The organism is Haloplanus sp. GCM10025708 (genome assembly GCF_042663985.1).
GTDB classification, from domain to species: domain Archaea; phylum Halobacteriota; class Halobacteria; order Halobacteriales; family Haloferacaceae; genus Salinirarus; species Salinirarus marinus.
The window spans coordinates 531,794-554,463 of the sequence record NZ_JBHSZA010000011.1 but is presented as its reverse complement, the minus strand read 5'-3'; the positions used below and the strand labels follow the sequence as shown (position 1 = coordinate 554,463).

Annotated in this window: 17 protein-coding genes and 6 pseudogenes; 13 read left to right on the top strand and 10 right to left on the bottom strand. The window is 68.7% G+C overall.

The window, feature by feature from the left end:
• Positions 1-66: 66 nt before the first annotated feature.
• The 4 genes and pseudogenes from ACFQJD_RS06090 (at position 67) to ACFQJD_RS06075 (ending at position 2,955) form a co-directional block, all read left to right on the top strand.
• Positions 67-585: a DUF5793 family protein gene (locus ACFQJD_RS06090; RefSeq protein ID WP_379796865.1), complete on the top strand. Its 519-nt coding sequence runs from the start codon at positions 67-69 to the stop codon at positions 583-585.
• Positions 586-691: 106 nt separating this feature from the next.
• On the top strand, positions 692-1,222 hold the full coding sequence (locus ACFQJD_RS06085) for a uracil-DNA glycosylase family protein (RefSeq protein WP_379796863.1): 531 nt from the start codon (positions 692-694) through the stop codon (positions 1,220-1,222).
• Between the two features lie 429 nt (positions 1,223-1,651).
• Positions 1,652-1,935, top strand: a pseudogene (locus ACFQJD_RS06080) (DNA-directed RNA polymerase subunit L).
• 150 nt (positions 1,936-2,085) lie between these two features.
• Positions 2,086-2,955: a hypothetical protein gene (locus ACFQJD_RS06075; RefSeq protein ID WP_379796861.1), complete on the top strand. Its 870-nt coding sequence runs from the start codon at positions 2,086-2,088 to the stop codon at positions 2,953-2,955.
• A 128-nt stretch (positions 2,956-3,083) separates the two neighbouring features.
• On the opposite strand, the gene ACFQJD_RS06070 is transcribed toward ACFQJD_RS06075, so the two are convergent.
• The 3 genes from ACFQJD_RS06070 to ACFQJD_RS06060 all read right to left on the bottom strand — a co-directional run bounded on the left by ACFQJD_RS06070 (position 3,084) and on the right by ACFQJD_RS06060 (position 4,941).
• Entirely contained in the window at positions 3,084-3,515 is a 432-nt protein-coding gene (locus ACFQJD_RS06070) for a hypothetical protein (RefSeq protein WP_379796859.1), read from the bottom strand.
• Between the two features lie 47 nt (positions 3,516-3,562).
• Entirely contained in the window at positions 3,563-4,378 is an 816-nt protein-coding gene (gene hisF / locus ACFQJD_RS06065) for an imidazole glycerol phosphate synthase subunit HisF (RefSeq protein WP_379796857.1), read from the bottom strand.
• 83 nt (positions 4,379-4,461) lie between these two features.
• A complete protein-coding gene (locus ACFQJD_RS06060; protein WP_379796855.1) occupies positions 4,462-4,941 on the bottom strand; it encodes a hypothetical protein in 480 nt (159 codons plus the stop codon).
• A gap of 219 nt (positions 4,942-5,160) precedes the next feature.
• Here ACFQJD_RS06060 and ACFQJD_RS06055 point away from each other — a divergent pair, with 219 nt between their 5' ends.
• A complete protein-coding gene (locus ACFQJD_RS06055; protein WP_379796853.1) occupies positions 5,161-5,301 on the top strand; it encodes a DUF7550 family protein in 141 nt (46 codons plus the stop codon).
• A gap of 30 nt (positions 5,302-5,331) precedes the next feature.
• On the opposite strand, the gene ACFQJD_RS06050 is transcribed toward ACFQJD_RS06055, so the two are convergent.
• Positions 5,332-7,236 carry an ABC transporter ATP-binding protein gene (locus ACFQJD_RS06050; RefSeq protein WP_379796851.1) on the bottom strand — a complete coding sequence of 635 codons (1,905 nt, stop codon included), beginning with the start codon at positions 7,234-7,236 and terminating at the stop codon, positions 5,332-5,334.
• Between the two features lie 93 nt (positions 7,237-7,329).
• Positions 7,330-9,439: pseudogene (purL, locus tag ACFQJD_RS06045) on the bottom strand (phosphoribosylformylglycinamidine synthase subunit PurL).
• A gap of 121 nt (positions 9,440-9,560) precedes the next feature.
• On the opposite strand from purL, the gene ACFQJD_RS06040 reads away from it, so the two are divergent.
• Entirely contained in the window at positions 9,561-10,244 is a 684-nt protein-coding gene (locus tag ACFQJD_RS06040; RefSeq protein ID WP_379796849.1) for a PHP domain-containing protein, read from the top strand.
• A pseudogene (locus ACFQJD_RS06035) lies at positions 10,244-11,316 on the top strand (asparagine synthase C-terminal domain-containing protein). The gene ACFQJD_RS06040 and the pseudogene ACFQJD_RS06035 overlap by 1 nt, the downstream one beginning before the upstream one ends.
• Here the strand turns inward: ACFQJD_RS06035 and ACFQJD_RS06030 are convergent.
• Positions 11,317-11,781: an NUDIX hydrolase gene (locus ACFQJD_RS06030; protein WP_379796847.1), complete on the bottom strand. Its 465-nt coding sequence runs from the start codon at positions 11,779-11,781 to the stop codon at positions 11,317-11,319. It abuts the pseudogene before it with no gap.
• 91 nt (positions 11,782-11,872) lie between these two features.
• Positions 11,873-12,850 carry a transcription initiation factor IIB gene (locus ACFQJD_RS06025; RefSeq protein ID WP_379796846.1) on the bottom strand — a complete coding sequence of 326 codons (978 nt, stop codon included), beginning with the start codon at positions 12,848-12,850 and terminating at the stop codon, positions 11,873-11,875.
• A gap of 187 nt (positions 12,851-13,037) precedes the next feature.
• On the opposite strand from ACFQJD_RS06025, the gene gatC reads away from it, so the two are divergent.
• The 5 genes and pseudogenes from gatC (at position 13,038) to ACFQJD_RS06000 (ending at position 18,196) form a co-directional block, all read left to right on the top strand.
• Entirely contained in the window at positions 13,038-13,316 is a 279-nt protein-coding gene (gene gatC / locus ACFQJD_RS06020; protein WP_379796844.1) for an Asp-tRNA(Asn)/Glu-tRNA(Gln) amidotransferase subunit GatC, read from the top strand.
• Positions 13,313-14,581: an Asp-tRNA(Asn)/Glu-tRNA(Gln) amidotransferase subunit GatA gene (gatA, locus tag ACFQJD_RS06015; protein WP_379796842.1), complete on the top strand. Its 1,269-nt coding sequence runs from the start codon at positions 13,313-13,315 to the stop codon at positions 14,579-14,581. Before gatC ends, gatA begins: the two co-directional genes overlap by 4 nt.
• Before the next feature lie 90 nt (positions 14,582-14,671).
• Positions 14,672-15,812: pseudogene (locus tag ACFQJD_RS06010) on the top strand (NAD(P)/FAD-dependent oxidoreductase).
• Positions 15,813-15,854: 42 nt separating this feature from the next.
• Positions 15,855-16,535: a potassium channel family protein gene (locus ACFQJD_RS06005; protein ID WP_379796840.1), complete on the top strand. Its 681-nt coding sequence runs from the start codon at positions 15,855-15,857 to the stop codon at positions 16,533-16,535.
• A complete protein-coding gene (locus tag ACFQJD_RS06000) occupies positions 16,535-18,196 on the top strand; it encodes a TrkH family potassium uptake protein (RefSeq protein ID WP_379796838.1) in 1,662 nt (553 codons plus the stop codon). The genes ACFQJD_RS06005 and ACFQJD_RS06000 overlap by 1 nt, the downstream gene beginning before the upstream one ends.
• A 4-nt stretch (positions 18,197-18,200) precedes the next feature.
• Here ACFQJD_RS06000 and ACFQJD_RS05995 read toward each other — a convergent pair.
• The 3 genes and pseudogenes from ACFQJD_RS05995 to ACFQJD_RS05985 all read right to left on the bottom strand — a co-directional run bounded on the left by ACFQJD_RS05995 (position 18,201) and on the right by ACFQJD_RS05985 (position 21,810).
• Positions 18,201-19,804 (bottom strand): annotated as a pseudogene (locus tag ACFQJD_RS05995) (TrkH family potassium uptake protein).
• Between the two features lie 67 nt (positions 19,805-19,871).
• Positions 19,872-21,208 (bottom strand): annotated as a pseudogene (gene trkA / locus ACFQJD_RS05990) (Trk system potassium transporter TrkA).
• Positions 21,209-21,276: 68 nt separating this feature from the next.
• Positions 21,277-21,810 carry a type II toxin-antitoxin system RatA family toxin gene (locus ACFQJD_RS05985; protein ID WP_379796836.1) on the bottom strand — a complete coding sequence of 178 codons (534 nt, stop codon included), beginning with the start codon at positions 21,808-21,810 and terminating at the stop codon, positions 21,277-21,279.
• Between the two features lie 80 nt (positions 21,811-21,890).
• On the opposite strand from ACFQJD_RS05985, the gene ACFQJD_RS05980 reads away from it, so the two are divergent.
• Positions 21,891-22,628 (top strand): FAD-dependent oxidoreductase, encoded by a 738-nt coding sequence (locus ACFQJD_RS05980; RefSeq protein ID WP_379796834.1) that lies wholly within the window; start codon positions 21,891-21,893, stop codon positions 22,626-22,628.
• The last annotated feature ends 42 nt before the right edge of the window (positions 22,629-22,670 follow it).

Sequence of the window (22,670 nt, the reverse complement as noted above, 5' to 3'; positions counted from 1 at the left end):
TGAATCGGTAGCAGTTGTCACGGGCGTTACGTACTTACCGCGTGAACCCCAAGACGCAAGTACGGAATGAGGCGTGATTACTTCGAGTTGGACGTGTACAACGTCGATTGGGTCGAAACCAACGACCCGCCCCGCAAGCCGACGGTAGAGATCGATTTCTACGGGCCAGAGGAGATGCTTTACGAACGCCTCATGAGCGCGGACGGAAAGCTTCTCTCGGCGTCGGAAACCGACGTCGCCTTCCGCCTACAGGAATCACTCGACGATCCGGACGCGACGGGCGTGGTCGCCGTGACGAATCGCCTGACCGGCGATTTCCTCCTGGAACTGAACGAGACGGCGGCGGACGTACTGCGGTTCGTCCAGGCCGCCCGCGAGTACGGCAAGTCCGCCGACGAGGACGGGCGCTATCGCGTCGAGATCAGCATCGACGGCGAGAACGTCGTCACGTACGAGAAAAGTACGTTGCTCGTCTACGACGCCGACGGGAGTCTCCTGCGGCGGGAGAGTCTCATCCCCTCGGGCGTCGAACTCAGCGGCAACGTCTGCGTCGACGTGCGTCATTTACGTATCCGGACGACGTGACCGAACGCGTGGAGAACGTCACCGACCGCATCAGCAACCCCTTCGGCATGCGACCCCCTGTGAGCGGTACGTCCCCGGATACGGCGACGCCAACGCCGATTTCCACGTGGTCGGCGACCACCCCGGCGTCCACGGCGGGGCCGAGACGGGCGTCCCGTTCACCGGGAGCGAGGCGGGCTACCGCCTCCAGCGGGCGCTCGCCGAGGTGGACCTCCTCGACTCCGTCGGCGACGCCCCCGACGTGAACGCGACGTTCCTCTCGTATCTACACATGTGCGTCGCCGACGGGACGCCCACGGACGACGCCTACGCCAACCTTGAGCGGTTTTTCGACGCCGAACTCCGCGCCATCGCCGCCCACGTCCTCCTGCCGGTCGGCGAGCGCGCGACGCGGCACGTCCTCGAACAGTACACCGCACAGGCCCGGAAGGTCACCGTCGACATGGTGAGCCTCCACGGTCAGGAGCTACTGGGTAGCGGTTGGCTGGTGGTGCCCGTGCGCGACCCGAACGAGTGGGAATCGGGCGATCACAGCCGTCTCGTCGAGGGCCTCACCGAACTCCAGTCGACCGACTACCGGCGGGAGAGCGACCTGGGCCGCTTCCTCCCCGGTAGCGAACCCTACCTCGTCCGTTGACGCTCCCCGGTAGCGAACCCTACCTCGTCCGTTGACGCCCCCGGTAGCGAACCCTCGTCGGCGCTCCGCGATCGACCGGACGTCGAAAACGACGCCCGAGGCGGCTTCTGAACCGACCGAACGTTTCGTAATATGAGGATATGTGTGGTATATGAGGAAGTATTCTCTGGGTAGTGGCTGATATTGATCCAATCAGCAATCTTTTTGTGACATATGCAGATTACAGAATCGACGCGCGTGGTCGGAGACGCCGGGCGCGTCACCGCGTCTGCGAGAAGGTGCTCCTCGCAGCACGGCTTGGTCAGTCCGGGACTGTCGGCTCGGTCCCGATTCTCACGGGTCCGCCGCTGTGTGGGCCCGTTTTCGAGGGTCGCTACGTGTCCGGGAGTATACGAAACCTTGAAACTCGTCACGGGGGTAGGATGGGGTATGGAACTGCGGGTCATCGAGAAAACCGACGACGAACTTCGCATGGAGATCGCCGGCGAGGACCACACGTTCATGAACGTCCTCAAGGGCGCGCTCCTGGAGACGGCGGGCGTCGCCGCCGCCACGTACGACATGAACCCCGAACAGTCCGGGGACAGACCGAACCCATCCTCTCGGTGAAGACCGAAGGCGACGTCGACCCGCTCGACGCCGTCGGTGACGCCGCCGGACGGGTGCGCGAACTGACCGACGACTTCCGCACCGCCTTCGAGTCGGCGGCCTGATTCTCCTCGCCACGGGCGTCCGTCACGCCGTCGCCGCGGCCGGACGGCCGGGCATCGTGAACGCCTTCGAGGCGACGGCGCGGCCGGCCGAGTCCACGAGTTCGAGCCGGACGTCGGTGCCGTAGGCCCCCACGACGACTCCCGGGGCCAGTGCTGGACGAACGCCGTCTCGGCCGCGGTACCCCGGTCGGCGGCGTCGGCGGGCGTCGTGAACACCACCAGCGAGTCGCCGGGGTCGAGCGCCGCCGGATCGAACGCGTATCCGCCGACCGGCGTCTCGTCGTCGCCGTGGTAGACGCGCACCTCCCAGCCGTCGAGGTCGACCGCGCCGCCGCCGGTGTTCCGGAAGACGAGTCGCTCCTCGCCCTCGGCCGACTCCGGTCGGGGTCGGACGTCGACGAACTCGAGGTTGCCGAGGCGGGCGAGTCGGTAGCCGATCCGCTCGAGTCGCTTCAGCGCGAGCTGGACGTACAGCCCGGTCAGGAACGCGGCGCCGGCCATCGTCTCCCGGACCAGCGTCGAATCCTCCATGAGGACGAGCAGCCCCGAATCGAGGACGAGATACATCCCCGCTCCGAGCGTCACCGCCGCCGGGAGCCGGACGCCGAGCGCGAGCAGTCGACGGGACGTGAGCCGAGCGAGCGCCTCCTCGTCGCGCCACATGCGAAAGAGGAACGTGAAGACGTAGGCGAGGCCACCCAGCAGGCTGAACAGGTAGACGTACTCCGGAACGTGGACCGGCGTGAACGCGGCGCTGTCGGGCACCGCCCGCACCACGCGAACGACGGGCCCCGCTCCGAGCGGCGAGACGGCGAACCGTCCCGACGCGGGCCAGCCAGCGGAGAGCGCGACCGCGACGGCGAGCGCGAGGAGATACGAGAACAGCAACCCCGTGCGCCCGAGATCGGCGTTCGCGTACCCCTCGCGCAGCGACCGGGGGACGCGCGCCGACAGCGCCTCGCGGACGTGGCGCGTCCCCGTCAGGGCCCCGGTAGCCGTCGTATCGGAGGTCGTTCCTGACGGCGATTCGGCGTCGTCTACCGCGTCGCGACCGATCGTCACCGACTCCCGTGACCGACCGCCCGGCAGCGAAATCGACGTCGAGGTGCCGTAGAACCGGTCGCCGAGGGTCCGGAACCCGTGGAGTATCAGACTGACGTAGAGTCCGGTGAGAAACGACGTGGCGGCGATAGTCGGTCCGAGATTCGACCCCGCCGGCTCCGTGCCGACGAAAAACTCCAGAAAGAGGTAGACGCCCGCCGCGAGGGGGGGGCGGCCGGAATCCGGAGCGCGTTCGAGACGAGCGCGCGCGTCTCGCAGTCGAACTTGCGGATGAGGAACGTGAAGGCGTACGCGAGCGCACCGAGGAGGCTGTAGACGTAGACCGCGACGGGGACCTGCACCAGCCCCGAGGGCGGGATCGACACCTCGGCGATGCTCCCGAACGCCGGGACGCGCAAGGGCGGCGCGAACGTGACCGTCCACCCAAGCGAGGCCGTGACGACGACGAGCACCAGGGCGACGTAGAGTGCGACGACGAGTCGAACTCCGAGACTGGTCGACGGAGTCGGGCGGGACATACGCCCTCTAGAAGCAGTTGACTATTTGAAACTTCCTGCGGCCCCGCTCAGAGCCGAACGGGAACGCCCCGTTCGTCGAGGTACTCCTTCACCTCGCGGATGGAGTACTCGTCGAAGTGGAAGATCGAGGCCGCGAGGCCGGCGTCCGCACCCGCCTCGGTGAACACCTCGTACATGTCTTCGGGGCCGCCACAGCCCGAGGAGGCGATGACGGGCGTCGAGACGCTGTCGCAGACCGCCGCCGTCAACGGGATGTCGTAGCCGTCTTTGGTGCCGTCGGCGTCGATGGAGTTGACGAACAGTTCGCCCGCGCCGCGGTCTTCGACTTCGCGGGCCCACGACACCACGTCCACGCCCGTGCCTTCGCGGCCGCCTTTGATCGTACACTCGAACCAACAGGACTCGCCGTCCACCGTCGCGTAATGTTCGCCGGCCTCGTCGTATCGGCGGCGGGCGTCGACGCTGATCACGATGCACTGACTGCCGAACGCCGCCGCGCCTTCGTTCACGAGGTCGGGGTTCTGGAGGGCGGCCGTGTTGATGGACACCTTGTCCGCGCCGGCTCGGAGCGTCTCCTTGATGTCCTCGCGGGTGCGGATGCCCCCGCCGACGGTGAGCGGGATGAACACCTCGTCGGCGACGCGGGAAACGGTGTCGAGCATCGTCGCCCGGCCCTCGGCGCTCGCCGTGATGTCGAGGAAGACGAACTCGTCGGCCCCTGCGGCGTTGTACTCTCGGGCCATCTCCACCGGGTCGCCGGTGTACTTCAGGTCCTCGAAGTTGACGCCCGTGTAGACCGCGGCGTCACCGTCCTCGTCCAAGTCGACGTCGATGCAGGGGATGATGCGTTTGGTCAGGGCCATTTCCTACCTCCAGATGCGTCGTCGGCCGTCAAAAGTCGTCTGATACGCGCAATCCGGGCGCGGTGTCGCCGTCGCTGTCCGCGTTAGTCCCGCTCTCGTCGCGCCTCGACGGTGAGCGCAGTCGCCGCGACGAACAGGAACAGCGTCGGCAGCAAGAAGAACCAGCCGATGCTGAACACGCCGACGACGGTGGTCGCCGCGCCCGCGACGACGGTCGTACCGACGAGGTACCGCCGCTCGGTCCAGGTCCCGTAGACGCCGAGCGCGACGAGGACGGACAGAACGAGCGCCCAGGAGAACAGCACGCCGGCGTTGCCGCCGCCGGCTGGTCCGAACGACCCGAGCAGGAAGTCGATTCCGGATTCGCACCCGCGGGTGACCGTCGGCGTGGTAGTCGTTGCGGAACCGTTGGCGGAGGCGGTGCCGCTGGCCGACTGCGCCTCCCAGCAGGAGACGGGGCCGAACGCGCCCAGCAGGTACAGCACGTGATGTATGCCGGCGAATGCCGCCAGCGTCGCGGCTACCCGGGCGAGTCGCCGGAGAGTCAGGTCGGGGACGTCCATGCCGGCACTACACCGGGGACGGGGTTTACGCTATCCACTGGCGGCCGTGACAGCGCGTGGCGGTACCGCCACGTCACCGAACGCTCCCGGGCCGATCCCGTCGACCCATCGTTCTCGCAGAATCGCGCTGACGCGATTCGCGCCGCCGACGGCCGTGGAACGACTCGCGGCCGCCCCAGTTCAGGTGTCTTTTTGTATCGGTACGCCGCACTCCCGCGCATGGACGATCACGACCACGAAACCGAGGACGGGCGCGTCACGTCACCGATGCAGGAGTTCACGATGGGACAGGTCGGCACCGGGTTCGTCGTCTTGCTCGTCGGACTCGCCGTCGTCTTCGGCGTGCCGCTGCTGGCGTGAGGTCACCGCCGTCGGCGACGCCATCGACGGTCAGTCGTCGGCGGGACCGGGTGCCGCGCCGGCCTGCCCGCTCCAGAGGTCGGCGTACGCCCCGCCGGCCTCGACCAGTTCGTCGTGAGTGCCCCGTTCGACGATCCGACCGCGGTCCATCACGACGACCTCGTCGGCGTCCCGAATCGTCGACAGCCGGTGGGCGATGACGAACGCGGTGCGGTCCTCGACCAGTCGGTCCAGACTCTCCTGGATGAGTTCCTCGGTCTCCGTGTCCACGTCCGAGGTCGCCTCGTCGAAGACGATGATCGCGGGGTCGTTCAAAAGCGCCCGGGCGATCGCGAGTCGCTGGCGCTGGCCGCCGGAGAGTTTCACGCCGCGCTCGCCGACCTGCGTGTCGTAGCCGTCGGGGAGTTCGCGAACGAAGGCGTCCGCCTCCGCGGCCTCGGCGGCCGATCTCACGCGTTCGCGCGCCGTCGCGTCGCCGTTCCACTCGGCTTCGAGGGCGGCGCGATCGCCGTAGGCGACGTTTTCCGCGACCGTGCCGGAGAACAGATACGGGTTCTGCTCGACGATGGCGATTTCGTCGCGCAGCGCCTGCAGGTCGTACTCCCGGACGTCGACGCCGTCGACGCGAACGGCCCCCTCGTCCACGTCGTGAAACCGGGCGACGAGCTTCAACAGCGTCGACTTGCCAGCGCCGGTCGCACCGGCGAGGCCGACCGTCGTGCCCGCGGGGACGTCGAGCGAGACGTCGTGGAGAACGGGATCGCGGTCGCCGTAGGCGAAGGTCACGTTCTCGAAGCGGACGTCGCCCTCGATCGTCTCGGGGCGGCGCGCCGGCGTCGGGCTGGTGATCGTCGGTTCGCGGCCGAGAAGCCCGAACACCCGCTCGGCGCTGGATTTGGCGAGCTGGTATTTGTTGGCGGATTTGCCGACCCGGCGCATCGGTGAGTAGAGCCGGCGAAGCAGGAGAAAGAAGAGGGCGAATCCGCCGAGCGTCAGCACGCCGTTCTCGCCGGGCGTCCCGACGATGATGTCCGTGCCGCCGACGTACAACACGAGGACGAAGACGACGCCCGTGAGCAGTCGGAGCGTCGCGAAAAAGCCCCGGCGGATGCGCAGGGCGTGGATCTTCTCGTCGTGATACGCTTCGCTCTGTCGCGCGACCCGTTCGCGCTCGAAATCGTAGCGGTCGAAGGCCTTGATGACGGCCGCTCCACCGAGGTTGTTCTCGAGGCGGGTGTTCAGTCGGGCGACCGTCTCGCGGATGGACTTGTACCGCGGCTCGATCCAGGTGAGAAACCGCCCGCTCGCGAGCCCGATGAGCGGGACGGGTGCCAGCGCGATCGCGGCGAGTTTCGGGGAGTACGTCCACAGGATCACGGCGATGCCGCCGACGGTGGCGACGACGCGGATGAGCTGTCGGAACTCCGTGTTGAGGAACTGTTCGAGGCGGTTGATGTCGCTGTTGAGAATCGACATCATCCCGCCGGTCTGGTGATCGACGAAGAAGTCCATCGAGAGGTGCTGGAGGTGGTCGTAGGTGTCGTTGCGGAGGTCTCGCTGTACCTTCTGAGCGGTCGACTGCAGTAGATAGCGGGAGGCAAAGCGCGTGACCGACCGGACGAGATACGCGAGGACGGCGATCGCGACGAGGCGTTCGAGGATCGCCAGCCGCGCCGCCTGTCCCGTTATCTGCCCGGCCGGCAGGAGGCCGACGTCGGTCAACAGCCCCGCGTCCCCGGACGCCCTGACGGCCCGGTCGATCGCCGCCGCGACGACGATCGGCGGGATGAGTCGGGCGAACCGCGTGAGAAACGCCGCGCCGACGCCGAGCGTCAACCGGACCCAGTACGTCCGGGCGTACGCCAGCAGACTCACCATCGGGTGGCCGTCGACGTTGTCGCGGACGTGTTCGAAGCCACCGTGGTCGTCCGACATGACAGCCTCTATCGGAGTCGCGTTCAAATATCCAGTGACTCCGGATGTCGGCGGTTACGGCGTCTGCGCGTCCCGCCGGAGGAACAGGCCGATTCAGTCCAGTTCGCGTTCGATGACCGACCGCAGGTCCGCGAGTTCCTCGGCCGCGTAGTTCAGCGTCTCCGAACCGACGGTGAGCGACAGCGCGCCGTCGTCAGTCGGCGTGCCGAGCGTCTCGACGGGCGCGACGCCCTCGAACGCCTCGCGGACGCTCTCGGGGTCGGTCGTCTCCACGACGGCCCGGCCGGGCGTCTCGTCGAACGCCGCCACGGCGTCGTCGAATTCGACCGCCACGCCCGTTTCGGCCGTCACCATCTCCGCCAGCGCCACCGCGAGACCGCCGTGGCTCACGTCGTGCGTCGACAGCGTCGACTCCCAGTTCGCGACGGCCGCGAGCGTCCGGACGACGGCCGCGGGATCGTCGGCGAGCGCCGGGAACCGGTCGCTGCCGCCGACCTGGGCGAGATATTCGGACCCGCCGAGGGCGTCGCCGTCCGCGCCGACGAGGAGGAGAGTTCCCCACCCGACAGCGACAGCGGCGGCGCGTCGTAGCCGTCCTTGGCACCGACCATCGCCAGCGTCGGCGTCGGCGGGATCGGGCCCGCGACGGAGTCGTTGTACAGCGAGACGTTGCCGCCGACGACGGGGACCGAGAGCGTCGAACACATCTCCGCGAGGCCGTCGACGATGGCCTCGAAGCCGCCGTACACGTCGGGTTTCTCGGGGTTGCCGCCGTTGAGACAGTCCACCGCCGCGAGAGGGTGGCCCCCTTGACCGCGAGGTTGGTCGCGTTCTCCAGGGCGACGGCGCGCGACCCCTCGTAGGGCGCGGCCGTCGTCCAGTTCGGGTTCGCGCCGGCGGAGATGGCGACGCCCGTCTCGGCCTCACGGACGGCGACGACGGCCGCGTCGTCGCCCGGGCGAAGCGCCGTCCGGACGCCGACTTCGTGGTCGTACTGCCGGTAGACCCAGCGCTTGCTCGCCGTGTTGGGACTCGACGCGACCGCTTCGAACGCCTCCCCGAGATCCGCGTTCGGCAGGTCGCGCTCCGTCTGTGTCGGCTCCACCGCGTCGAGGTCGTTCATCGGCGCGCCGTCCGCGAGGAACTCGGCGGGCACGTCGACCACCGTCTCGCCCTCGAACGTACAGACGTAGTTGCCCTCGGCCACCTCGCCGATGACCGAACAGCCGAGGTCGAAGCGCTCGGCGATCGCCTCGACGCGGTCGACGTCGGCCGGGCGCACCTCGTAACACATCCGCTCTTGGGACTCGGCCAGCAGGATCTCCAGCGCGTTCATATCGGGTTCGCGCTGGTGGACCCGGTCGAGTTCGATGCGCGCGCCGAAGCCGCCCTTGGCGACGAGTTCGCTCGACGCGCCGCCGAGGCCCGCCGCCCCGAGATCGCGAGCCGACCGAATCAGATCCTCGTCGATCAACGCCTCGTTGGCCTCGATGAGGAGTTTCTCCGTGTAGGGGTCGCCCACCTGCACCGCGGGGCGGTCCTCGGTCTCGGCGTCTTCGCTCAGGTCCTCGCTCGCGAAGGAGGCCCCGCCGAGGCCGTCGCGGCCCGTCGCGTTGCCCACGAGGACGAGTTTGTTGCCTGCACGCTTCGCTTCGGCGGTCACCAGTCGGTCGTCGGTGACGAGGCCGACGCAGGCGACGTTCACCAGCGGATTCCCCTCGTAGTCGGGGTGGAAGTCGACGCTCCCCGCCACCGTCGGCACGCCGATGGAGTTGCCGTAGTCGGCGATGCCCTCGACGACGCCTTCGAAGAGATATCGGGAGTGCTCGCGGTCGAAGGAGCCGAAGTAGAGGGAGTCGGCGAGCGCGATGGGGTACGCGCCCATCGACAAGGTGTCGCGGACGATGCCGCCGACGCCCGTCGCCGCGCCGTCGTACGGGTCGACGTACGAGGGGTGGTTGTGGCTCTCGATACCCATCGTGACGTACGTCTCGTCGTCGAGGGCGACGACGGCGGCGTCGTCGCCGGGGCCGACGACGACGTCGGGCGACTCCGAGTCGAACGCCGAGAGCAGCGGCCGGGACGATCGGTAGGCGCAGTGTTCGGACCAGAGATTCTCGAACAGGGCCGCCTCGGCGGCCGTCGGGTCGCGGCCGAGTTCGGAGACGATGACGTCGTGATCCGAGTCGGGAGGCTCATCCATCCCTGTGTTCATAACCACGGATGTAATGTCTTTCTATGCGCACGGACGTGGATACAATCGATCGGGGATCGGGCGAGCCCAGACCGGGGGCCTTTTTTACGCACCACACGAATAGAAGCCCGTGTTATCGGTCGAGTTGCACACGCACTCGTCGCTCTCCCACGACGGCCGGGATCCGGTGGATATGCTGCTGGAGCAGGCCGCAGCGATCGGACTCGACGCCGTCGCCGTTACGGATCACGACGAAATCGACGCCAGTCTGGAGGCGGTCGATCTCGCCCCGGAGTACGACCTCGTCGGCATCCCGGGGATGGAGGTGACGTGTGCCGCCGGGCACGTCCTCGCCCTCGGCGTCCGCGAGGCGGTGCCCGCCGGACTCCCGTTCGGCGAGACCCTCGATCGGATCCACGACCAGGGCGGCGTCGCCGTCGTGCCCCACCCGTTCCAGTCCTCGCGCCACGGCGTCGGCGCGCGCGTCTCCCGAGACGAACTCGCCGAGGCGGACGCCATCGAGGTGTACAACTCGCGCCTCCTCACCGGCCTCGCCAACCGCAAGGCCGAGCGCTTCGCCGTCGAACGCGGCCTCCCCATGACCGCCGGGAGCGACGCGCACATCAGCGAGATGGTCGGACAGGCGATCACGGAAGTCGACGTCGAAACGCGGACGGCCGCCGGCATCCTGGAGGCCATCCTCGACGGCCGGACGAGCGTCGTCGGTACGCGAACGCCGTGGCACATCAGTTTCCGTCAGGCCGCCGGCGGCGCGAAACGCCGGCTCAAACGCGGCTTCGGGAACCTGCTGTGATTCGCGGCACCGCGACCGAGACGGTCCGGCGGGCGCTCTCCGACGCCGACCCGTTGCCCGGGACCGCCGGCTTCGCCGGCGAACTCGATGGCCGCCTCGTCCGCGACGTCCTCGGCCGCCACCCGCTTTTCTCCGACGCCGACGATCCGTCGCGATGGAGTTTCGAGCCCACGGCACTGGAGTCGCCGCGCCGCGTGCCAGCAGGCACGGTCCGCACCGCCGCCGGCGACGAACGCGTCTGGACGCTCCCGGAGCCGGCCCCGCGCGACGCCGAGACGGCCCTCGACGCCGTCCGCGACGCCGTCGAGACCAGCGTCGGGGACGTCGCCGCCGACGACCTGGCCGTCGCCTTCTCCGGCGGCGTCGACTCCGCCGTCGTCGCGGCGGGCGTCCCCGACGCGCCGTGTTACGTCGTCGGCTTCCCCGGTGCACACGACGTCGAGGCGGCGCGCGCCGCGGCCGAGGCGATGAACCGAGACCTGCGCGTGGTCGAACTCGACCACGCCGACCTCGAACGCGCCGTCCCCGAACTCGTCCGGGCCACGGGGCGCACGAACGCGATGGACGTCCAGATCGCGCTCCCGCTCTATCTCGCCGCCGAAGCGGCCGCCGCCGACGGCTACGACCGACTCGCCGTCGGGCAGGGCGCGGACGAACTGTTTGGCGGATACGACAAAGTCGCCGCCCCCGGCGACGACCCCCGCGTCGGGGCCGACACCGTCCGCGGAGCCGTCCGGGAATGCGTTGAGACGCTCCCCGCCCAGCTCGAACGCGACGTCCTCGCCCTCCGGGCCGCCGGCGTCGACCCCGTCGCGCCGTTGCTCCACGACCGGGTCGTGCGGGCGGCGCTCCCCTTCCCGGCCGCCTGCTCGCCGACGTTGGCGAGCGGAAAATCGCCCTGCGTCGGGCGGCCGACGGCTGGCTCCCCGACGCCGTCGTCGACGCCGACAAGAAGGCCGTCCAGTACGGGAGCCTCGTCGCCCGCGAACTCGACCGCCTCGCGCGCCGGGCGGGCTTCAAACGCCGGATGGACGACCACGTCGGACAGTACGTCCGTTCGCTGGCCGAGTGATCACTCGCCGGCGACGTCGATCGCCTCCAGTCCGAGGCGGACGACGTCCGGATCCAGGTCGCTCCCGCGGAGATCCGACGGCTCGTACCAGCGCCACGCGTCCGCGCTCTCCTCTCCGTCCGCGGGGTCGACGTCGCGGGAGTCGACCGTGGCGTAGAAGATGTGATCGACGTGCTGGTGGCCGACGTGTCCGCCGTGGACGTTGACATCTTCGAGGAGGAGATGTCGGGGGCGCGGGATGGCGCGGACCGTCGGCGAGCGAACGTCGTCGAAGTCGGTCAGCAGCGTCGGATCGAGGCCGGTCTCCTCTCGCACCTCGCGAATCGCCGCCTCGTGCGGGAGTTCGTCCCGGTCGAGGTGGCCGCCCGGCGGGAGCCGGAGGCCGAGTCGCCGGTGGGCGTGGAGAGCAGTCGCTCCCTCGTTGACGATGTACGCCGTGGCGGTGACGTGTCGCGTCGTCTCCATAGCGACGAGAGGCGACGCGGTGGCTTCGGCGTTGCGGAGTGGCGCGGCGGTCGCCCGAACCGCGCCGTCCCGGAGACTGACCGGCAGCGGATCAGGGCAACTGGACCTGCTCTTCGGCTTCGAGGAGTTCGTGGTAGCGGTTGCGGATGGTGACTTCGGAGATGTTGGCCACCTCGGAGACCTCGCTCTGGGTGACTTTCTCGTTGGTGAGGAGGGCGGCGGCGTAGACGGCCGCGGCGGCGAGGCCGACGGGGCTCTTGCCGCTGTGGACGCCCTGCTCTTTGGCCGTCTTCAGCAGTTTGCGGGCGCGCCGCTCCGCCTCGTCGGAGAGGTCGAGTTCGGAGGCGAACCGCGGGACGTACTGCTCGGGGTCGGCGGGCTTGATTTCGAGGCCGAGTTCGCGGACGATGTAGCGGTAGGTGCGGGCGATTTCGTCCTTGTCGACGCGGGAGACGTTCGCGATCTCGTCGAGCGAACGCGGCGTACCGGCCTGTCGGGCGGACGCGTAGAGGGCGGCCGTCGAGACGCCCTCGATCGACCGGCCGGGGAGCAGGTCGTCGGCGAGCGCGCGGCGGTAGATGACGCTCGCGGTCTCGCGGACGTTCTCGGGGAGGCCGAGCGCGGAGGCCATCCGGTCGATCTCGCCGAGCGCCTGCTTCAGGTTGCGCTCTTTCGAGTCGCGGGTCCGGAACCGCTCGTTCCAGGTGCGCAGGCGTTGCATCTTCTCCCGCTGGCGCGAGGAGAGCGTCTTCCCGTAGGCGTCCTTGTCCTGCCAGCCGATGTTGGTCGACAGCCCCTTGTCGTGCATCATCTGGGTCGTCGGCGCGCCGACGCGGGACTTCTCGTCTTTCTCCTTGGAGTCGAACGCGCGCCACTCGGGGCCGCGGTCGATCTCGTCCTCCTCGACGACGAGACCACACTCGGTACAGACCGTCTCGCCGTGTTCCGTGTCGGTAGCGAGGTGGCCGCCACACTCCGGACATCGGAGCGTTTCGCCCTCGGCTGTCTCGTCTTCCTCTTCGAGCGCGCGAGTACGCTCGGTCGACCGGTCGCGTACACTTTCAGTCATTGGTTTGGATGGTGAGAGAAAAACCGCGATGACTCTCTGGTTCGATAAACCTTTCGACGCCGACGAACTTATATCTGACGGAGCAAGAACGACAGTTTCCGATTCGACAACGACAGTTCGGGATTTCCGACTCCGGCGGAGTCACCCAATCGAAACCCTTAGTGCCGGTCCGGGGCTGGCCTCACATATGAGCGAGACGCCCGTAGACGCCGAGGAAGTGCGTCACGTCGCCGACCTCGCGCGGGTCGACCTCGACGAGTCCGAACTCGAGGAGTTCGCCGCGCAGTTCGCCGACATCCTCGACTACTTCGACGCCCTCGACGAGGTGCCCGAAGTCGAGTCCGAGACCGACCTCGTGAACGTCATGCGCCCCGACGAGGTACGAGAGGGTCTCACACAGGAGGAAGCCCTCCGGAACGCTCCCGAAACCGAGGACGGCTACTTCAAAGGACCGCGGGTGTCATGAGCCTCAACGCGTTCATCACCGAGGAGACGATCGACGGCGCGGACGAGGGCCCCCTCGCCGGGCGGACCGTCGCCGTCAAGGACAACATCAGCACCGAGGGCGTCCGCACCACCTGTGGTTCCGAGATGCTCGAGGAGTACGTCCCGCCGTACGACGCCACGGTCGTCGAGCGCCTGAAGGAGGCAGGCGCGACCGTCGTCGGCAAGACCAACATGGACGAGTTCGGCATGGGCACGACCACCGAGACGTCCGCGTTCGGGCCGACGAAGAACCCGGTCGACGAATCGCGGGTCCCCGGCGGATCCTCCGGCGGGAGTGCGGCCGCCGTCGCCGACGGGCAGGCCGACCTGGCCCTCGGCACCGACACCGGCGGCTCCATCCGCTGTCCCGCCGCCTTCTGTGGCGTCGTCGGCATCAAACCCACCTACGGCCTCGTCTCGCGCTACGGCCTCGTCGCCTACGCGAACAGCCTCGAACAGATCGGCCCCATCGCGCCGACCGTCGAGGGCGCGGCCGAACTGCTGGACGTCCTCGCCGGCCCCGACAAACGGGACGCGACGACTCGCGAGGTGGAACGTGAGTCGTCGTACGCCGACGCCGCGGACGGCGACGTCGACGGCCTCTCCATCGGCGTTCCCACCGAACTCCTCGACGGCGCGGACGACGGCGTCCTCGACGCGTTCTGGGACGTCGTCGCCGACCTGGAGTCGCAGGGCGCGACCTACCACGAGGTCAACCTCCCCTCGGTCGAACACGCGGTCCAGGCGTACTACGTCATCGCCATGTCGGAGGCGTCGTCGAACCTCGCTCGCTTCGACGGCGTCCGCTACGGCGTCTCCGGTGGCTACGAGGGCAACTGGAACGAGTCGTTCGCCCGTTCCCGCGAGGAGGGGTTCGGCGCGGAGGTCAAACGGCGCGTCCTCCTCGGCACGTACGCCCTCTCGGCGGGCTATCACGACAAGTACTACGCGAAGGCCCAGGACGCCCGCGAGTGGATCAAGCGGGACTTCGACGACGCCTTCTCGGAGGCCGACGTCCTCGCCTCGCCGACGATGCCCGTCCCGCCGTTCGAACTCGGCGAGAGCTTAGACGACCCCCTGCAGATGTACCTCGCCGACGCCAACACCGTCCCCGTCAACCTCGCGAACCTCCCCGCCGTCTCCGTGCCGGCGGGCGACGTCGACGGCCTCCCGGTCGGCCTCCAGCTCGTCGGCCCGAAGTTCGGCGAGGCGACGATCGTCCGGGCGGCCAGCGCCGCCGAGTGAGCGCCCCGGCCGTCCGGGCGATCAGCGCCGCCGAACGAACTCCCGGCCGGCGGGAGTGAACGTTTTATCCCCCGCTGAGATGGCCCACGCATGTACGACTGTATTGTCGTCGGCGGCGGTATCGTTGGCACCTCTACGGCCTATCACCTCGCACGCGAAGACGTCGACACGCTTCTCGTCGACCGCAAGGACGACGGACGAGCGACGTCGGCCGGCGCGGGCGTCGTCTCGCCCGCGACGGTCGCTCACGACTATCCGGACTCGTGGTTCGAACTCGGCGCGGACGCGGCACGGTATTACGACGCGCTCGACGCACGCCTCCGCGAGGAAGCGGGCGTCGAGACGGGCTACGGCCACTGTGACCTGCTCACGGTCGCCATCGACGACGACGAACTCGCGCCGTTCGAGGCGAAAGTCGAAGAGATCCGCGACCGGCAGGACCGCCTCGGCACGCCGGCCGAGGGGACCCTCGAAGAGCTCTCTCCGTCGGAAGCGACGGACGCCTGTCCGGCGCTCGGCGACGTTCGGCGGGCGTTCCGGTACACGGACGCCGCGCGACTCGACGGGCAGGCGTTCACCGACGCACTGTATCGCGCCGCGACGACCCACGGCCTCCAGGTCGAACGCGCCGACGCCGAGGAGATCCGTACCGACGCCGGCGGGGTCACGGGCGTCGTCGTTCGCGGCGACGACGGGACGACGGTCTACGAGACGGAAAACGTCGTCATCGCCGGCGGGGCGTGGTCGTCCGCGTTCGCCTCGCAGCTGGGCGTCGACGTCCCGGTCGACCCACAGCGCGGGCAGATAGCGCACCTCTCGGTCGACGCCGACACGGCGAACTGGCCCATCGTGACGGCGTTCCGTGACCACTACATCGTCCCCCAACTGGACGGTCGGCTCATCGTCGGCGCGACGCGAGAGACCGAAAGCGGCTTCGACGCGCGCCTCACCGCCGCCGGCGTCCGCGAGGTCCTCGACGAGGCGCTCAGAGTCGCGCCCGGCGTCGACGACGCCACGCTCGCCGATCTGCGGGTCGGCCTGCGCCCTCTCGGCCGACGGCGTCCCCGTCCTCGGTGGCGTTCCCGACGTCGAGGGCGCGTATCTGGCGACCGGACACGGCCCCACGGGGCTGACGATCGGCCCCTACAGCGGTAAAATCGTCGCCGAGGCGATCCGGGGCGTGTCGCCGTCGTCGGATCTCGCGCCCTTCTCGATCGAGCGGTTCGATTAGAGGCGGTATCTTTTCGTCACCGCCGGACCCAGCCTACGACGAATGTACATCGTCATCGTCGGTGCGGGCGACATCGGGACGCCCCTGACCGAGATCGCGACGACGGGCGGCAACGAGGTGGTCGTCATCGAACGCGACGAGGCGAAAGCCGACGACGTCGCCGCCAACTACGACTGCCTCGTCATCAACGACGACGCGACGTCGAAGGAGACGCTCGTCGACGCCGGGGCCGACCGGGCCGACGCCCTCATCTCGACGACCGACCAGGACGCGACGAACATCATGGTCTGTCTCCTCGGGCAGGAGCTGGAGGTGCCCGACATCGTCTCGGTGGTCCACAACCCCGACCACATGGACATCTTCCGGCAGATCGGCGTGAACACGATGGAGAACCCCCAGCGTCTCATCGCCGAGTATCTCTATCGCGCCGTCAAACGCCCCTCGATCGTCGACTACATGCGCATCGGCGAGACGGCCGAAGTGTTCGAAATCGAGGTCGCCGAAGACGCCGACGTGGTCGGGAAGACGATTCAGACGGCGGTACGAGAGGAGTTGCTCCCCGACGACATCTTCATCGTCGCCGTCGAACGCGAGGGCGAGGCGAACCCGGTGACGCCGCGCGGTGACACCGAGATCCGCGCCGGTGACCTGCTGACGGTCTACTCCGAGCGCGGGGCGACGCCGGACGTGACGGACGTATTCGGCCACTTCGAGGACCGCTGATGCCGCGGCGTCGGACCGTCTCGGGCGTGCCGTCCGACCTCGCGACCATCGCACGTGACGTCGGGTCGTTGCTGGCGATGCAGGCCGGCCTGATGGGGCTCTCGGTCGTCGTCGCGTTCGCCTTCCGCGAGTGGTACGCCGCGGGGACGTTCGCGCTCGCCGGCCTCCTCACCGCCGGCGTCGGTCTCGGTGCGCGACGCGGCTTCGCCGACGCCCCGGACCCGGTGATGAAACACGGGATGATAATTGCCGCCGGCGGGTGGTTCGCCACCGCCGTCTTCGGGTCGCTGCCGTTCCTGTTGACGGCACACCTGACGCCGCCGGCCGCCGCGGCGGGCTTCGTCCCCGCCGGCGCGGAGTACGCCTCGAGCCTCCGATACTTCCGCGATCCGTTACACGCCCTCTTCGAGAGCATGAGCGGCTGGACCGGCAGCGGGCTGACGATGGCCGTCCACGAACCGTCGCTGCCGCGGACGCTCCAGTGGTGGCGCTCGCTCATCCAGTGGGTCGGCGGCGTGGGCGTCATCGTCCTCACGGTGTCCATCCTCGCTCGGCCGGGGAGCGGGAGCTACGCCCTCTACCGGAGCGAGGCGCGAGAGGAGAAGATCCACCCCAGCGTCGTCTCGACGGTCCACACCGTCTGGCGCATCTTCCTGCTCTACACCGTCGTCGCCGTCGTCGCCCTGTTCGCGGCCATCCACACGAGCGACTACGGGGCGACCCTCCCGCTCTGGGAACAGGGGTGGCAGGCGCTCAACCACGCCATGACGGGCCTCTCGACCGGCGGGTTCAGCGTCACCGACGACTCCATCGCGACCTACGGCTCGCCCCTCGTCGAGGGCGTCCTCCTGCCGGTGATGGCGCTCGGAGCCATCGCGTTCCCCGTTCACTACGCCGTCCTGTACGACCGGAACGTCCGGGAACTCGTCTCCGACCTCCAGACGCGCTGGCTGTTCGTGCTGTTCGCCGCCGGCGTCGTGGTCCTCTCGGTGCAGAACGCCGCGACGGTCGACGTCGCCACCGACGCCTTCGCCACGGGCACCGACTGGCTCGGCCTGTCGGCCGTCGGGTTCTCGAACGCCCAGACGGACGCGCTCCGCGATTCGACGTTCCAGTTCGTCAGCGCGCTCTCGTGTACGGGCTTTCAGTCCGCACCCATCGGACGGTGGACCGCGGGCGGGAAACTCGTCGTCTCGGGCGCGATGGTCGTCGGCGGGGCGGCCGGGAGCACCGTCGGCGGCATCAAGATCATCCGCGCGTACACCATCGGCCGCGGCATCCGCTGGCAGTTCTCGCGGGTGTTCCTCCCAGCCACCGCCGTCATCAGCGTCGAGATGGGCGGACGGCGACTCGACCGGGAGACGATGGAACGCGAGTTCAGCGAGGCGTCCATCGTCTCGTTGCTCTGGCTCGGCCTGCTCGCGGTGAGCAGTCTCGTCGTCGTCAACGTCGCCGGGCCGTCGTTCACCTACGCCGACGCCCTCTTCGAGGTGGCGAGCGCCCAGGGCAACGTCGGGCTCTCGACGGGCATCACCGGCCCCACCATGTCGCCGCTGATCGAAGCGATGTTCGTCCTCAACATGTGGATCGGCCGCCTCGAGATCATCCCCGTCCTCGCGTTCGTCCGGTCGATGCTCTACGGCCTCGAACCCCGGCTCTGAGGCCTCACCCGCGCCAGTACTCCGGCGTCAACAGGACGAGCACCGGGAGGATTTCGAGCCGACCGACCCACATCAGACAGATCAGGAACAGTTTCGCGGCGTTCGAGAAGTCGAGGTAGCTCCCCATCGGCCCGACGAGGCCGAATCCGGGGCCGACGTTGCCAAGCGTCGCCGCGGCGGTGCTCATCGCCTCCAGTACCGACAGCGAGAGGCCGGTGCGGAGGGCGTCCGTGAACAGGACGACGACGGCGACGACGAAGATGAGCAGATAGAGCACGGTGAAGGCGTAGATGCCCCGGATCGCGCGTTCGTCGATGGCGCGGCCGCCGAGTCTGACGGGGCGAACCGCTTCGGGGCGAGCGGTCGTAAACAGCTCCCGGCGGATGGATTTGAGGATGACGTACCAGCGGACGACCTTGATCGCACCGCCGGTCGACCCCGCGGAGCCGCCGACGAACATGACGAAAAGGAGGAGATACTGCGCCGGCGCGCTCCAGGCGTTGAAATCCATGCTCGCGTACCCGGTCGTCGTCATGATGGAGACCGCCTGGAAGGCGGCGTGTCGGAGCGACGGTTCGACACCGGCGACGACGGCTTCGCGGACGCCCGAGAGGTAGGCGGCGTCGAAGGTTCCGCCGGTCGGGGCCTGCGTCAGGAGGCCACCGCCGACGAACAACAGTACCGCGAGCACGGCGGTTATCGCGCCCATCACCCCGACGTAGAAGCGGAACTCGGAGTCGCGGACGAGATGTTCCGGCTCACCGGTGAGGACGTGCCAGAACAGCGCGAAGTTGGTCCCGGCGGCGACCATGAAGGGGATGACGACCCACTGGACGGCCGCGGAGAAGGCCTCGATGCTCCGCGCCTCGGGCGAGAATCCCCCGGTCGGCATCGTCGTCAGCGCGTGCGAGACGGCGTTGTAGAACGTCATCGCGTCGGCGTGACCGGTGAGGTGGAGGCCGTAGAGCAGGAGTATCTGGAGGACGGTGAAGCCGAGGTAGGCCCCCAGAGCGCGCGCGCCGTCTCGGCGATGCGCGGCGTCAGTTTCTCGATCCCGGGGCCCGGCGCTTCGGCGTCCATCAGTTGCGCACCGCCGACCGAGAGTTCGGGGAGGATCGCCACCGCGAGGACGACGATCCCCATCCCGCCGAGCCACTGGGTGAGCTGTCGCCAGAGCATGACGCCGCGGGTGTGCGTCTCCACGGAGATCGAGCCAAGCACCGTCGCGCCGGTGGTGGTGAACCCGCTCATGCTCTCGAAGAGGGCGTTCGCGGGGTTGGCGAGCGTCGACGTCGGGGCGACGGGCGCGGCGAGCAGCGGCACGCCGTGGGCCTCGACGAGATACGGGATCGCGCCGACGTGTCCGACGGCGAGCCACGTGACGGCGACCATCAGAAAGCCCTCCCGGGTGCGGATGTCCGGAACGGGACGCAGCGACTCCAGCGCTCGACCCAGCACCAGCGTCACGGCGATCGTGACGAGAAACGGCGCTATCGTCTCGCCGTAGAACACGGAGACAGCGAGGGGGAACACGAGCGGAACGGAGAGATACTTGAGGACCGTCCCGACGAGGCTGAGACTCGCACGGTAGTCCACGCGGAAGTTCATCACGGCAACGGTTCGAACTCGTGGGTCACGCGCATTAAACTACTGAACTATCCCGCCCGAACGCGACCTACAGGGCCGGCGTGACTTCGTCGACGGCGTCGGCGTCGACGAAGACGACGACGTGGTCGCCGGGTTCGATCTGCGTGTCCCCCGCGGCGTGACGAACTCACGGTCGCGGATGATCGCACCGATGACGACGCCGTCGGGGAGATTCGCCACGGACTCCTCGATGGATCGGTCGGCGAGGACCGACGCCTCGTCGATCTCGATTTCGAGCACCTCCGCCCGGTCGGTTTCGATGAGGGCGACGTTCTCGGCCCCGCCCTCGCGGGTGAACCGGGTGATCTCCTCGGCGACGACTTCCCGTGGATTGACGCCGATGTCGACGCCGACGGTCTCGAACAGTTCGACGTAGGCGGCGGTGTCGATGATCGCGACGGTCCGTTCGACGCCGAGTCGACGCGCGAGCAGCGAGACGAGGAGGTTCTTCTCGTCGGAGTCGAGGGCGGCCACCAGCAGATCCGCGTCGCCGACGTGTTCGCGTTCGAGGAAGTCGATGTCGGTGGCGTCGCTCTCCAGGACGACAGTGTTCGGCAGGTCCTCCGCGAGTCGCCGGGCGCGGTCCGGGTCCTGCTCGATGAGACGGGGGCGAAAGCCGCGTTCGCCCAGCAGCCGAGCGACGTGGTAGCCGATCTCGCTCCCGCCGACGATGACGACTTCCTCGGCGGTCCCCGGCGGTTCGTCCGGCGCGAGGGAGGTGGCGAACTTCTGGACGCTCTCGGGCGTCCCGATGACGACGACCCGGTCGCCGGCCCGGATGACCGTGCCCCCGCGCGCGATCTCGACGTCGCCGTTGCGGAGGATGGCCGCGAACGTGAGCGATTCGAAGCGGTCGGCCTCCATCACCGTCTGGTCGGCCACGGGGCTCCCCTCGGGAATCTCCAGCTCCGCCATCTGGACTTGTCCGTCGGCGAAGGGGTCGACGTCGCGCGCGGCGGGCAGGCCGACGACGCGGACGATGGACTCCGCCGCGAGGAGGTTGGTACAGACCATGAAATCCACGCCGAGAGCGGGCTCGGAGCGGCGCCACGTGCGGAGGTACTCGATGTTTTTCACTCGGGCGACGGTGAACGCCGAACTGACGGCCTTGGCCGTCGAGCAGACCACGATGTTCGTCTCGTCGTCGTCGGTGCTGGCGATGACCATGTCCGCCTTCTCCACCTCGGCGCGTTCGAGCGTCGAGAGCGAGGTGCCGTCGCCTTCGACGGCCAGGACGTCGAGCGAGTAGGTCATCTCCTCGACGCGTTCGGCGTCGCGGTCGACGACGACGACGTCGTGCGTGTCGTCGAGGTCGGCCGCGATACTCGACCCGACCTGTCCGGCACCGACGATGACTATCCGCACGGCGGGCCACCTCCCCGATTCATGGTCGACGTTCGCCCCGACGGACGTATCATCATTTCGCTTCCCGATCAGTCCGGCGTGCGGTGGATCCGAAGGGCGACGTCCCGTGATCGGCCTTCGAGGTCCGTGACGACGCGCGAGACGACGCGTTCGGCCTCGGAGCGGACGAGCGGACGGACTTTCGAGACCACCCGGTCGAGCGAGACGAACCGAGGGAGGTCGACGGTGCCGGTGCCCACCGAGTCGGGGTCGTACTCGACTTCGAGGAAGACGCGAGAGGCCGCCCCCGCGTCGTCGGGGACCTCCGGCGGGACGTCGTCGAGCGGGTCGATCCGCCAGCGCCCGCCCGCGTCGAGGCCGTCGACCAACCGCCAGTCGATGCGGGTCGGCGGCGACGTCGCCGTGACCTCGGAGCGAGCGGTGTAGGTCAGTTTCCACCACGCGAACTCCAGATCGTAGCGCGTCCCGGGCGACCCGTCGCCGTGGGCGTGCACCTCGCGGAGATGCTCCGAGTAGTCGGCGTAGCGCGGGAACTCCGTGAGGAAGTCGTACACCTCGTCGGGCGGGAGGCAGACGACGGTGCTGACCACGAGTTCGTCCACGGGGGAGTTTCGCGTCGGCGTGGGTAAGGATTGCGCCGCGAATCGCTACTTCCATGACCCACGTCACCGAACGACGTCCCATGTCCGAAGAGACGCGTGAAGTCATCGTCGTCGGCGGCGGCGTCGCCGGTCTCACCGCTGGCATTTTTACCGCGCGCGCAGGCCTCGACACGCTCGTCGTCGATCACGGCGAATCGATTCTCCGCCGGAACGCTCACCTCGAGAACTTCCCCGGCTTCCCCGCCGGCGTCAACTCCCGGCTGTTCGCCGACATGCTCGAAGCGCAGGCGTCGCGCAACGGCTGTGACCGGATCGAGAGCGCGGTGACGGGCGTCCACGAAGCCGACGGGGGCTTCGACGTGACGCTCGACGACGGCGAGACGCTGTCGGCCGACCGCGTCGTCGCCGCCTCGTGGGCCGACGAATCGTATCTCTCCGCGCTCGACGTGAGCGTCCGATCGGCGGGGAGCAAGGCGTTCCTGCAACCGGACCCCGACGGCCGCACCGACGTCGACGGGCTGTACGCCGCCGGCCGCCTCGCCGAACAGTACCACCAGGCCATCGTCGCCGCCGGCCACGGCGCGCGCGTCGGCATCACCCTCGTCCAGGACAGCGACACGCCGTTCTATCACGACTGGGTCGCCCCCGAGGGCTACTTCACCGACCGTGGGCGCGAGGTGCCGCCGGGCTGTGAAGAGATCGACGAGACGGAACGGCGCGCCCGCGAACGCGAGTCGATGGCGGCGATGCAGGAGTATTTCTCCGAGCCCCACCCGGACGAACCGACGCCGCATCCGAGCCTCGCGGACGACGAGTAGAAAACCGCGACCGTATTTAAGTAACCGCGCCCGAAACATCGC